This is a genomic window from Anaerobiospirillum sp. NML120511 (assembly GCF_023050955.1).
In the GTDB taxonomy this organism is placed as follows: domain Bacteria; phylum Pseudomonadota; class Gammaproteobacteria; order Enterobacterales; family Succinivibrionaceae; genus Anaerobiospirillum.
In genome coordinates this window covers 19,921-34,279 of the sequence record NZ_JALKIK010000001.1, presented here as the reverse complement: position 1 = coordinate 34,279, position 14,359 = coordinate 19,921, and the positions used below count along the sequence as shown (strand labels likewise).

The 14,359-nt window shown below is 52.9% G+C and carries 3 protein-coding genes; all 3 read left to right on the top strand.

From position 1 onward, the window contains the following. Positions 1–1,945 precede the first annotated feature (1,945 nt). The 3 genes from MXE39_RS00050 (at position 1,946) to MXE39_RS00040 (ending at position 14,004) form a co-directional block, all read left to right on the top strand. Positions 1,946–7,414, top strand: a complete 5,469-nt coding sequence (locus tag MXE39_RS00050) for an MG2 domain-containing protein (RefSeq protein WP_246977328.1) — start codon at positions 1,946–1,948, stop codon at positions 7,412–7,414. A gap of 1,034 nt (positions 7,415–8,448) precedes the next feature. Continuing rightward, entirely contained in the window at positions 8,449–12,792 is a 4,344-nt protein-coding gene (locus MXE39_RS00045; RefSeq protein ID WP_246977327.1) for a transglycosylase domain-containing protein, read from the top strand. 942 nt (positions 12,793–13,734) lie between these two features. Beyond that, on the top strand, positions 13,735–14,004 hold the full coding sequence (locus tag MXE39_RS00040) for a hypothetical protein (RefSeq protein ID WP_246977326.1): 270 nt from the start codon (positions 13,735–13,737) through the stop codon (positions 14,002–14,004). Positions 14,005–14,359 lie beyond the last annotated feature (355 nt).

Below are 14,359 nucleotides of genomic sequence, written 5' to 3'. Positions count from 1 at the left end.
CACATGGATTGATGAGTAATCAGACCGGCGCAGTAGTGAATACCATACGAATGGTGTTTTTTGAGCTGCAGGCTGCAGGCTAAGTCTGTCGACAAAGGACTGCCTGTTTAGGGCGGCCTGAAGCTTACATAATGGCATTGTGCCGGGGTATTTAACCGCAACAGCTGTACGGGACAGATCAGCAGGAAGTTAAGGCGCTGACATCGAACAGTTAACAATGTCTGTCCTGCTGATGGTATTGCTGTACCGGAAATTCAATATCTAGAGCAGCTGATATCAGCATTTTAGATTCAGCAAGGATAAACGCCATTACTTCGTTGAAAAAATGCGGAATCACTCACATATTTTGGTCCTGTTAACCTCAAAAAAGTGACGGAATTTCGGCGAAAAACAGTCCAGTCACCGCAACAATGCATATCTAGTCATGCATTTGCTTCAAAATGGTGCGTTATGGCGCTCGACTCAGTAAAACGCATTCACACGACAAAAGCACAGTCATTTTTATTGTGTTAATAAGCGAACTTCGATGCATAAGGGCTCCAGCCACAGGACAGCAGTCCTGAGGCCGAACCCACTGGTGTGCAGCATATGCTGACCGGAGCTTAATTCCGGAACATAGCTCTGATGGGTTATAGCTGGTATGCAGGCAACTTAACTGCATTGCCGCATTAAAGCCGCTGCGTTACATCGGCATTGGGGGCTCGCCGCGACATTCCATCGGCATTAGGTTACTCGCCGCTGCGTTACATCGGCATTGCTATGCTCGCCGCTGCATTCCATTGGCATTGGGGTGCTCGCCGCTGCGTTTCATTGGCATTGGCATGTTCGCCATTGCATTCTTTCTGCATCGCGTAAACATAGCCCTTGTACTGGTGAAGTGCCGTGGATGTCGAGGCTGCATTACCTCATTATTTATGGCTGTACAGGAGAGCCTTCACAGTGGCGAGTGTCAGTTGGGCAGGTATGGCCTTGCAGGTGGAATCAGTGCAGGCTGGAAAACAGGCATGTTCGTGGGGATATTTTCGGGCACCAGCGGCAGTCAGCTAAGTGTCAGCTGTGATTGCAATTGATATAATGCCATGCAAGTGTCTTTACGCTGCGCTCATGCCGCTGAGCCGTTATCAGAGCGTGGTGTACCGTCCCGTTACAGCTCCATTCTGGCAGCTGATCTGCGCTGCAACAGGGCTCAATATTAGCCTGTTTGTATATGCTCATTTACGGTCTGTCTGCTTCAGGTTCTGATCGTGTGCCCCAGAGCTGTACTGGGGGCAGTGCAGGCGACGGGGCACTGTGCTTTTGTGGGGTACAGGACATTTGCGTTCTTTGCAACTCACACCCGGTCTGCCTATGGCAGGACGGTGTTGGACTGAGATGCAGCCGGTAATCGCTACTGGGCCATGGTTTGTTCGGTTTAGACTGTGCCTTTAATGCAGGCCATGCTTCGTAAGCATGTCTCTCCTGTGTGCATGTCGTGCCTGTATTCAGGTTGTGCCCGTATGCATGTCGTGCCCGTATGCATGTCGTGCCTGTATGAATGTCGTGCCTGTATGAATGTCGTGCCTGTATTCAGGTTGTGCCCGTATGCAGGTTGTGCCTGTATGCAGGTTGTGACCGTATACATGGCATGCTGGATGAATGCTTTTGTGTTTTGTTCACCGCTGCAGCTGCCCTGAAGGGCGGCGGGTTTTATGCATGTTATTTGCGATGCACCTGGAGCATCAGTGGTGCGGCCTGAGAATACCTGGGAAGCGCAATTAACGGGGGCATGGGGGCCGGGACAGGTGCTTTGGATTGCATGGCCTGGCATGACTTTGTTTTTATTTTGAGGCTTTGGCCTTACATGCTTATGTGACTGCTCTGTCCCTGCCTGACAGAAAACTGCCGTGCAGGGACAGAACAGTTGTGTTGTTAGATTTGGATGTGCTGATTGACAGAGGACAGATGGATGAGATCTAAGAGTTTGACTGCCAGCAGGCTGGCCAGGGCTACAGCTCTGGCTCTTGGTGCCATGACAGCCACCGCCCTGTGCGGACAGGCCCTGGCCGAGCCTAATGTGAACGTGCTCAGGACTATTGAGAAGAGCAACACAGTACCTGCCAGTATGTGTTTTGTTTTAAATGGCCGTCATGTTGTTTCCTCGGAAATTGACAATCTCAGCCGCTATCTTGAGCTGCGTGACAAAGACGGTCAGATCATGGACGGCGCTCCGAGCGTGGTTAACGATCTTCTCTGCGTAGGCAATCTCAACAACGGCGACAGCTATTCTCTGCGCTTTAAGAAAGGCCTGCGTATGGCAAGCGGTGACAGGCTCAATGAGACTTTCACCTCAAAGTTCACCATCTCTGATGCCATGCCTCAGATTCGCATGCCTTACAACATCATTCTGCCCAAGAGTGGTCACAACAGCTCCTTTACCATCAAGACAGTCAATCAGCCGGCCGTCAAGGTTGCCATCTTCCGCATCCCGGCAGCAAGTCTGCGTGATGTGCGCATCAGCGATCTCATGACCAATGAGGTCAGCTTCTGGAATGCATCCCAGCTGTTCAACTACTCTTTCCATCCTGTTTACGAGCGTGTCTTTGATCTTTCTGACGGTTCTTCAACCGACATCATGGATCTGAAGATCAGGGCTGCCCATAAGGCTATCAGAGCCCAGGCTGCAGCTGAAAAGACCGTACCGGTAATGACAGCTGATCCTGGTCTTGCCTCCCAGTCCGACCTTGGCGAAGCTGCCTCTTCAGAGGCCGCTGATGCTGTCCTTGAGGCTCAGCGTGCCCGCATTCCTGAAAAGATGCTCAACAAGCCTCAGGAGATCAAGGTATCTCTCAAGGACTTTGTCTCATCATCCGATGACGGCATGTACTTTGTGGTAGCTGCTGATCCGCGTATTGATTTCTCCTCAGGTTTTTCCTGGGAGATGCTCAATGACAGCGTATTGCCTTTCACTACCCGCTTCATGGTCATTACCAATCTTGGTGTCAGCACCTACAGCAGCCGTGACGGTATCCTCGCCTCGGTACGCTCACTGACTTCAGCAAAGAGCCTCAAGAATGTCGATGTTGAGCTGGTAGCCACCAATGGCGAGGTGCTGGGCAAGGCCCGTACTGACAAGGAAGGCACAGTGCGCTTTGGCCGTGAGCTCACCTCTGGCAAGATGTCACTTGCTCCTTCCCTGCTGCGTGTCAGCACAGACAAGGATTTCTACCTTGTAGATCTGCAGTCATCTCCTTTCTATCTTGAGGACAATACCGGCCTTGTTGATCCGGGCAAGTATTCAGCCTATGCATGGACTGAGCGTGGTATCTACCGTCCTGGTGAAACCATTCACTATACTACTCTGGTCCGTAACAGCCGCCTTGAGGGCCTGTCTCTTCCTCTTACCCTTACCATGTACAACTCTCTTGGCAGTGAGGTGCACAAGACTCTGCTGTCCATTTCTCATCAGGGTGGTTACGAATACGATTTTGACATTCCGTCAGGTACCCCTACCGGACGCTACACTGCCGTGCTCTCCCTGGGCAAACAGAAGCTCAGTGAGACTGCCTTTAACATTGGAGCTTACGTACCTGCCCAGATTAAGGGTGAGATCGTCAACAATGACAGCGTCATTGGCGTGAATGTACCGTTCAGAATGAAAGCACGTGCCATGTTCAACTATGGCGGAGCTGCTTCAAGCCTCAATGGCAATATGGTTCTGGACGTTTATCCTGATGAACACCCTGTGCCGTCAGCTGCCAATGCTGCCCGTAACAAGGATCTCAAGCGCTTCCACTTCGGTCCGGACAAGAGCACCTATGAGTCACTGCGCCGCTCTTTTACTTTCTACAATCTCAAGACCGATGTTGAGGGTGTGCTCCAGCAGTCTGTGACTGTACCTGATGCAGACTATCCACGCAGCGCCGTACTCAAATCCACCGTATTTGATACCAATGGCCAGGCTGTCAATGCCAAAAAGAATTTCAAGATTGCCTTTAACCGTCCGGTTATTGGCGTGCGCCAGCTGAGTGCATCCGAGGCCGGCAAGGCTGTATCAGACAGTGATGCCGCATTTGCTCTGTGCTCCTATCTGCAGGACGGTTCGACCTTCCCTCAGGACGTCAGGTACTTCGTCTACCGTCAGTATGTTGATTACAACTACGTTTTTGAAAACGGTGTATGGCGTTACGTCCAGTTCTTCAGCCGCAATCTGGTAAACCAGGGCACAGTAAAGGTAGACAATCAGAAGATTGATGCACCATCCATTACTCTGCCTCTTGATGACGGCTCCTACGTTCTGGAGCTGGAGTCTGAAAAGAGCCGTACTTCCCTGAACTTCATCAAGGGTTTCAAGAGCTCGGGAAGTGCTGACACCCCTGATCGTGTTGAGCTTTTTGCTGACAAGAAGGAATACAGTCCTGGCGATGAGGCCCGTCTGAGCTTCTACAGTCCATTTGACGGCTATGCCAACCTTGCCATGGGCAATAAGGGCATAAGCTCCTTCAAGACTTTCCGTATCAGCAAGGGCCACAATGAGGTCAAGGTCAAGATCACTGATGAGTTCTACCCTCAGGGTCACGCACTGCTGTCCATTTTCTCTCCAATTAATGAAGATCAGCAGGGATCAGTACGTGCTGTAGGTCTGGTCGATCTCAATATGGATATGACTGGCAACAGAATGGAGGTCAGAACTGAAGTTCCTGATGAAATCAAACCTCAGTCAGAGCTCAAGGTTAAGATTACTGCCCGCCCTGAAGGTGCAAAGCCTGAGGAAAGCAAGGGAGCACAGGAGGCCGGCAACGATGTGAAACCTGCTGACGGTTCAGGCGGCTGGGCCCGTGTTGCTCTGGTAGACAATGGCATCTTAAGCCTTACCAGCTACAAGGCTCCTAATCCAAATTCATGGTTCATGAAAGACCGTGCTTATGATGTGTCTTTACGTGATCCATACGGTCTTATCATGACCGATCCGGGCCAGCGCGGTCAGGGTTATGACGGTGGTGATGAGGCTTTCATGGCCAAAGCAAGTGGCGTTGCTGCCATGGAAAATGTTCCATACCGCACCATTGCCCTTGCCTCAAAGATTGTGCCTTTAAATGCCAGTGGCGAGGCTGAGGTTGCTTTTGACGTACCTCAGTTTGCCGGCAGCCTCAAGGTTATGACCGTAGCCTGGGACAACTCCCGCACCGGTGCTGACTCAGAGGATGTGACCGTGCGCGACAAGGCTGTAGCTACCCTTGGTCTGCCACGTTACCTCAATATTGGTGACACAGTGTCAGGACGTCTGAACCTGCACAATCTCAAGGCCCGCAATACCGAGTTCAAGGTTGATATTTCATGCTCTGGTGCTGTGCGCTGCTCCACTCAGACTGTCAGCAATCTCAAGCCTGGCATTCGTGAAGATCAGCCATTTGATATCAAGGCCATTGATACCGGTACCGGTACCATTGATCTCAAGGTCATTAACCCTGATTTCAACTTCAAGGACAGCTACCAGCTTCAGGTAACTGAGCCTGTTCTGCCATCAGTCAAGAGTCTGGTACGTCATATTGAGCCTGGCAAGAGCATAACTATCAAGGTAGGCAGTCTGTTCAGAGACATGTCGGCCGGTATGATTTCCTGGTCACAGCTGCCAGATGTCAATCCTGAGGCCTTTGTCCGCTCTTTCAACCAGCAGGGCAGCTCCAGTCTTGGTGATCTGTGTGCCGCTCTTGAGGGCAAGCTGCTCTATGGCCGTGATTTCATCGCCACTGATGAAAGCCTTGAGGCCACAGCTGCAGCAAATACCGCCCAGGAGGCTCAGGCAGCTGCACCTCTGTATGCCAGCGAAGGTCAGTACAATGATGACATCCAGAGCCTTATCTTCCGTATCAGTGCCCAGCAGCGCAGCAGCGGAACCTTTGGCCCGTCTGTATATGACTCCATTTATGCTGCTGATCTGCTGTTAAGAGCTGATGAGCTGGGCTTTAAGGTTAATGACAGCACAGTACAGAACTGTCTGAACATGCTGCGCGGTCTTACCTCTGATCCTGACAGCAATGCTGTCTATGCATACGAGGTTCTGTCACGCCGTGAAAGCGTCAATCAGGCTGATGTACGACAGCTGCTTGACTCTGACAAAGTCGAGCGTCCACAGCAGCTGGCTCACCTTGCCAACACTCTGGTAAATCTGGGCGACAATGGCCGTGCTCAGGCTGCTCTGGACAAGGCTGTTGAAGGCCTGATGCGCTGGCAGACTGCCGATGACAAGCGCGACAGCGGCAAGCGCACCCTTGACTCATGGTTAGAGTGGGTAATTACTGTTTCCGAGCTGGCCGTGGACGGTCACTGGAATCTGCGTGAGGCTGCCTTTACTGTTATTGATGCCGCCGTCAGACAGGGCCGCACCGATCTGGTAGAGCAACTGGTGGACAATCTGCATGAGCTCAGGAACTCACCTGACTATCTGTCATCCATGACCATGGCTGCCATGATGCGCGCCTCAGCTCACCTTGACGGCCGTGATGATGGTGGTCGTGCACCAGGAGCTGAATCCTCCAAGAGCGTCAACTTCTCCGCTCTGCTCAGTGCCGAAGACATGAAGGTACTGATGACTCCAGTCAAGAGTGACAAGCCTGACTCTGGCAAGTCAGCTAAGGATGGCAGCACCGCAGGTGCAACCGCTGAGACCGGTACTGATGAGGCTGGTAAGAACGCTGATCAGTCCTCTGAAAAGGCCCTTGCTAAGGCAGACAGTGCCAGCAAGGCAGCAAAGGATAGCAAGGCAGCCAGGGATGACAAGGGCGCAAAGGGCTCTGCCACTTCAGCTGATGCCCCGGCCAGTGCCGCAGGTCCGCTTTACGGTGTTGAGCCAGGTATTCTGACCATCTACAACCGCACTGAGCGTCCGCTTTTTGCCAATACCTCCATTCTGGGAACAGCAAAGAAAGACAGAGTCATTGCCAACAAGGGCTTTGGTGTCACAGTTAACTACTGGACCCGTGGTGGTGCCGTTGATCTGAGCACCTATGAGTTCCGTCCTAATGAGGAGGTTCTCATGGAGGTCTTTGTTGATCCTGATATTTCAGTCAGATCACCAACTATAGTGCGCGCCCGTATTCCAGCCGGCTTTGAGTATGTACGTACCCTTAAGGACAAGGAAGATCCTGTCTTTGCTCCACTGTTCAAGCCTGAGGATAATACAGCTGCTGTAGCCGGCAGTGAAAATGAAAGTCTCTTTACTCCATCCTCAGTGGAGACAGGAGATGATCAGCTGGTAGCCATTTACCCAACCGATCGTTCATGGGATGTACCTGATAACTGGTCACTGTTTGTTGTGCTGCGTGCAGCTCACAGCGGCAGCTTCAGACAGGGTGAAACCATGGTTCAGGTAGTAAGTGATCCGGGCTGGTACGGTACCTCCATGGGCACTCAGAAGATTGAAATCTCAGCCCGCTAATCACCATGCTGCAGCCGCTGGCCATACTCACGGCAGCGGCTTACCATGCTGCAGCCGCTGGCCACGCTCATGGCTGCAGCACAGCAAGGCAAAATAATGCGCTGAAATTCACAGGGCTTTCTGCCCCTGGTTCACTGTGAGAACCAGGGACATAAGGCCCTTATTTTTTGTCCCTGCAGAGCTCCGAGGTCAGCAGGTCGCTTCCATACCTGCACATTTCTACCTTGCGCCGGTGTCTGACCGCGTCGGCTTCATTCATCGCCATGCAGCAAGCCGCAATCATGTATGCACTACCGGGCCATAATGGCCACCCGGCATGCGCATATGCCGGTATGAGGTAAGGCGCACTTTCAGGTGCATCATGCCGCTGCGTCAGAACAGTATGGCCTGGCGCTACGACTGTCCTCAATAACAGTCGACAGCGCTCTTATCAGTTATTACTGCTCCTTGCCTGCCTGCGTGCCTGGCAGCTGGGTCGCTATGGCCTGACCAGGCCTTGGGGGCCTGAGCTCACACGCCTGTCCTAAGGGAGTGGCGAAGCAGGCTGGGTCGCTATGGCCTGACCTGACCTGGCCTGGCCAGGCCAGTGAGGGGATCACTTACACGGCACTGAGCAGCCCGGGGCCTGAGCTCAGGCAGCTGCCGCAGCTGTGATTTGCAGTGTCACATGGGCCGTTCTTGCGCCTGCGCGGGCAGCATGGTGCTGCAAGTTCCATGGTCTGTCCTTAGCTGTCATGGCAGGGGCTCTCTGAGCTGTAATGGCAGGGACATGTAAGGCAGGTTAACTGACTTGCCGTGCCTGAGCCTGGCATTTGGGCTCAGGGGGCATATGCCTTATAATTGGCGTTTCAGGAATATTTTATTACTCAGGTCAGCAATACAGGGTGTGATGTCCTTCCCAGTTGCATGACAGTTTTTATTGCAGGCGGGATTCTGCCCCTGTCTGAAGTCTTTCTTATTTCCAACAGGAACACAAGACAGTGCCGCAGAGCCCTTTTCAGGGTCAGGCTCTACAAAAGGTCTATACCTCACGTATGTCCACTGATTATAAAAAATCCGCTTCAACTCCTTCCCAGTCCCAGCAGGACCATGTGCAGCCGGGCAGCATCAGCTCTGATGCCCCTGAATCAGTGCACCCTGAACAGCATGACAGCACTGCCGGATCTCAAACTGTTTCAGGCACTGTCAGCACTGCCGACAGCACCTCATCAGCTGCGCCAGGTGCAGATACTTCAGATACCTCCAACAGTGCTGATAACAGCCCCACTGCCAGCTCTCCAGAGGCTTCCACGCTCAGTGGCAGGCAGCACACCCCATCACAGGTAAACTCCAGCAGCTCATCTTCTCATTCCCCTGATACTGACAGTACAGAGGTCGGTGCCGACGCCACCGGCGCAGGAAGCGCTGCCTGTTCTTCAGTTGCAGGCCCATCAGGTGCAGGTGCAGAAGCGGGCAAGACTGAGCAGCACGGCAATGCCGGGGCTGAGGGTAACAGCGGCGCTGACACCATTACCGAGGCTGAGGGTAACAGCGGCACTGACGCCATTGACGGGGCTGAGGGTAACAGCGGCACTGACACCAGTACAGGCAATGCTGTACAGGTGCATGGTAAGGCGAAGATTGAGCGCAGTGGCTATGCCCACATGGTGCGTGCAGTTTTTCGCAGGCGTATCCGTCACCGTCGACGTGACCAGCCACACCATATATCAGCCGCTGGCAGCTCTGGCAATAAGACTGATGCGACAGCAGCTGCCTTAGCAGCATTTGCTGCAGATGATAACGAGGACAGCGCTTACAGAGCCGAAAAGACAGCCGGAAATGCTGGAAAGCGCCGCTGGTGTTCGCTGCGCAATATCATCGGTGGCATGGCTCTTACAGGCGTTGTGGTCCTTGGTGGCTTTTACGGCATGATGCACTGGTGTGCCCCTGATTTAAGCCGCTTTTACGATCGCTCGCAAAGTCTTTATGACAAGGGCGGTAATCTGATTTACACCTCAATGAACAGTGGTGATTACTACCGTATTCTCACCACCCGATCAGATGTCGACCCGCTGTATATCAGAATGCTCATAGCCGCTGAAGATGAGCGCTTTTACTCCCATGCCGGTGTGGATGTGCTGGCAGTGGGCCGTGCCCTGTGGTCCAATATCACCTCAGGGCGCACGGTATCAGGCGCCTCTACTCTGGCCATGCAGGTCTGCCGCATGCTTGAGCCTAAAGACCGCTCCTTATGGTCAAAGGTTCGAGAGGCTCTGGGCGCCCTTTATCTTACTCATTACTATGGACGTGAGCAGCTGCTGTCTATCTATCTCACCCTGGCTCCTTTTGGCAGCAATATTGAGAGTGTTACTGCAGCATCATGGATTTACTTCAACCACAGTCCCCGTCGACTCACACCAGCAGAGGCTGCCCTGCTGGTAGCCCTGCCACGCTCCCCTGAGGTAATCCGCCCTGACCGTCATCCTGAATCAGCCCGCTACTATCGCAATGAAGTGCTCAAAAAGGCTGTTGAGGATGGCATTATCAAAAGGGACATTCTCGAATTTGCCACAGCCGAGCCTGTAAGTCAGGTACGTCACCCTCTGCCTGACAGTGGCTACTACCTGGGACAGAGTATTTTCAACGGTCGGCTGCAGACTCTGGAAATTCAGGCGCTGCGCTCCAGCCTGACAGCTCTGCTGGCTAAGGCAGGATTCACGCTTACTGACAGCACTCAGGACTCTGCCGCTCATGCCCAGGCCTCTCAGCTATCATCCGGTACTAAAAGCAGTATCCTGCTCACAGGATCATCCAGGGAAGAGTCATTTATGGCTGCATCATCTGTGTCTGCATCATCCCGGGATGCAGCAGCAGGTGCGGCTTCACAGGAAGATGCAGCTCTGACTCAAAGGGCTGGTGCCGGTAATAGCTCAGCAGCTCTGGATGTTTCCGAGGCGGCCCGTGCTGCATCCTGTCCTGAAGATCATGTACTGAAAAATGGCCGCCCTGTGAGCGCTGCAGCTGCAGCAGCAGGCGGCGACACAACAGCTGCAGCAGGCGGCACCACAACAGCAGATAGCGATGACCTTAAGGCACGTAACAGTGATACGGAGCGTGAGCATGATGCTGTTACCGGTGTCAGCCTGCGCACTGCGAAAAATGCCCAGGTTAACAGTGAGAACAATGATGAGACCATTTATGATGTGGTTGCCAGTCACTTAAATTCAGGAAACCGAATGGCCTCAGCTGAAGGCGCACCTGCTTTAAGTCTGACCTTAAGCCCCGAGGCTCTTGAGGCCTATGCAACCGTAGCCATGCTCTCACATCAGCGCAACCTGAGCGCTCGTAGCAGGGATGAGGTCAATGGCAATGGTGATATGGCCGGCAATGCTGGCAGAGGCGGCATCCATGAAGGAGCAGCCGGTAAAAACGGGCGCAGTGATGCGGCCTTAAAGGGCCCGCTGCCTCGTGAGCTTTACACTACCATTGATCCGCGCGTTCAGAAGGTGCTTCTTGATGCTGCTGCCCTGTATCGCAAAATCTATGTAGGTGAGGACGGACAGGAAAGCCTTGCCATGGTGGTAGTTGATAACGATACCTTTGAGGTACTGGGCTATGTGGGCGCACTGGGCAGGGATCTTTCCTATGTGGATGCAGCACTGGCTCTGCGCTCACCTGGCTCCACTCTCAAGCCATTTGCCTATGGCATGGCCTTTGAACGTGGCCTGTTACACCCTAACTCCATTTTGCTTGATGCCCCGCGCATTTATAACAGTTATCAGCCGCGCAATTATAACCGCCGCTTCTATGGCGAGCTTACCGCTTCACTGGCACTGCAGGCCTCGCTGAACCTGCCAGCAGTAGAGGTAATGCGTGCCATTGGTCCTTACAACTTTATCAACCGTTTAAACAGCATGGAAAACGGTCTTGATGTGCATTCAGCTGACAGCTCGGGCTCTTACGTTACCGGTCGACTGGTACTGCCTGCCCGTGCAGAGCCTGACCTGTCAGTAGTGCTTGGTGGCTGCGGAATCACGCTTTTTGATCTGACTCAGCTGTATGCCTCACTGGCCCATGATGGCGGCATAGCACCATTGCGCGTGCTGAGCCCACGTCGTCCAAGCTCAGCTGTTTTCCACAAGTATGCCTCGCGTGCCCCACTGGGGCGACTTGCTGCACGTGTTACCGGACACGATATTCCTGTGGGTTCACAGGCTCCCACAGCAGCAACAGAGGTTGACCGCCTTAAAGATGAAGCTGCCGCCATGTCCTCAGGTAATGCTGCAACTTCAGTGTCTGAGGGACGGGCAAGTGCACCAGAGGATGGTGAGGGCGTAGATACCGGTCTGTCCCATACCAGCAATGCCGGTAAGACTGCTGATGCCTCAACAGGCGCCGCCCGTCAGGAGGTACCGACCACCAGCCTGTCTCAGGTAAATGCACTTTCCGGCGCAACCCCTGAACCGGGCAGCAATTATGTGGTTCACGGACTTCATGTGCATTATCAGCATCTGCTCTCGGCACCGGCTGCCCGTGCTGTCTACAATGTGCTTGAGGGTACTCCGGCACCAACGGGCTTTGAAAGCGCCTATTACCGCTCAGCTGCCCGTATTTCATACAAGACAGGTACCTCCTACCGTAACCGTGATGCCTGGGCTGTAGGCTCAAGTAATAACATCACTCTTGGTATATGGACTGGCCGTCTTGATGGCAACCCGGCCGGTAATTACACAGGCTATAACCATGCTGCGCCTCTGCTCTTTGAGATCATGAGCCGTCTTACCTCTCACGACCGCTTCAAGCGCCGTATAGCTGATGATGTGCTCCTGCGCTCAACTCCTCCGGCTGGTCTTGACCGTGTCTCCATTGCCCGTCTTGGTCTGGTTACCCGCCGTAGTCAGAGCAGTGGTGAGCCATGGCGTGCCGAACAGGGTCACATGAACACAGCCTCTGGACCGGCCGCAGCTGCGGCCGGTGCAGGCGCACCAGGTCAATACCTGCCTGGCGTGTCATCCATTACCGGTGCATCAGGCCGTGGGGAGTATCACACCATTGAACCTGTGCTGCCACTGACCTTTACCTTCCCTACAGATGGTACCCGCCTGTCTCCTGGCAGTGGTAGACGCGTTAATGTGGTCTTTAGCGGTGGTGTTGCACCTTATTTCATGCTGGTAAATGATCATCTGGTACCACAGCTTGATTACTTTGAGCCGCGCTATAACGGTTTTCACACCATTACCATCATTGACCGCAATGGTGACTCCATCAGCTCTCAGGTATGGATTGAGGGCGTATCGGTAACCAGTCCGGAGCTTGACCACGGCTACCGTAATCCTGATGGACCTGACTATGTGGACGTAACCGAAGAAGAGGAAGAAGGCAGCGAAGCTCAGCCATAGCGGGCGCCCGCACTGCAGCACAATTGCAGCACGACTGCCGCAACAGTCACGACTGCAGCGCGACTGCCGCAACAGTCACGACTGCAGCACGACTGCCGCTACGGCCACGGCCACAGCCATGCGCTCCTCCCATGTCCAGTAATAAAGCCCCTGTCGTCTTACCGCCTCAGGGGCTTTATTGTGTCCGACACGGGCAGCTGCACCGGGAAAAGCTCCCAGCCCGGCCGCGCAGCCAGGGCCGCGCAGCACGCACAGTGATGCCAACAGCTCCAGGCCGTCGGCCATTATCACAGCGTGGCCTCGCTCAAGTAAAGGACAGCTGCTACACAGGACTGCAGATGCACCGGCTCATGATGAACCTGTGCATCGTCTTTTTGTGCAGACTTGAGGGTAGCATTTATGGCGGCATTGGGAGGGGTTATGACGATATTCATAATACTTTATAGAGCATTATGAAACAGTAAGACATTGCCAGTGAAAGGGGCCCTTTCCCTGTCCTGATGAAGAGCAAAATGGCCTGGTTAAAGTACAGTTGTCGGCTCAGGAGGTGTTCAAAGCCATACTGATAAACGCAGTTTATAGAGCAGGGCAGCTTTCAGACAGAACGAGCTGGACAGAATGGCAGGTAAGATACCTGGGGAAAATAACATGGTACACAATCACAGACACGACAGCATTCAACACAATGATGCATGCTTTTGAGTTTCCAGGCAGGAAAATAACCTTTGAAGTGAAGTGAAGTGAAGTGAGCTGAACTGAAGGAGGTTAATGTAGTAGAAAGTACTGCATTTACATGCTTTTGACCGAGTGACAATCATTTAAAAAATGGCTTATATTTAGGAATGGACGATGCTCTGACAGTGGTGCTATACTCAGAAAAACCATTTGCAATACCGTGTTATGCAATGTGGTCTCTATAAACTGTTTTGGAAAGTAATGCCTATGCCAAAAGTACCGCTTGAATACTACGAAGAGAAGCTCAAAGAGCTGGTCCATGAGCCGTTATCGGCCATTTATACCGGTGACATATTATGCGATCACTATCTGTTTTTCTTAAAGGACTCCAGTCTCACACCTGACATGGTAACGGGTCTGCCATCATATCTTGCCTGTTATGCTGAATCGGAGCGGCCTCCACTGCTGGTAACCGGCTTTCCTCACATGCTTGAAAAGGAGCTCAAGAAGGCCATAGATGAATATAAGAACAGTTAAACAAAGGCACCCGCTAAGGGTGCTTTTTTATTCCTGCCGGCAGGGTGCCAGACCAGTTGCCTGGCAGTAAAGTGCCCATACCGTGCTGTGCCCATATCGTGCTGTGCAAGCAGGCCAAAGCTTTGGCAAAGAGCGTGATAACCTGACAACATTATCCCCGGGCATAATCACATAACGTAATCCATAAACATAAGCCACAGGCAAAAGCTCATCGCTCAAAAACTCAGCATAGACCACAAGCAAAGGCTCTTAGCCTGATAACTCAGCATAGTCCTGCATCAGAGGCATACTGCATATGTTCCGGCGATGGCCAGTGCCAGGCCAGGTGCTCTGATACCAGGAAACATCATGTACG

Excerpts from the sequence above, each read along its gene's own strand:
- MXE39_RS00045 (WP_246977327.1), top strand. The coding sequence starts at position 8,449 with ATGTCCACTGATTATAAAAAATCCGCTTCAACTCCTTCCCAGTCCCAG.
- MXE39_RS00040 (WP_246977326.1), top strand. The coding sequence starts at position 13,735 with ATGCCAAAAGTACCGCTTGAATACTACGAAGAGAAGCTCAAAGAGCTG.
- MXE39_RS00050 (WP_246977328.1), top strand. The coding sequence starts at position 1,946 with ATGAGATCTAAGAGTTTGACTGCCAGCAGGCTGGCCAGGGCTACAGCT.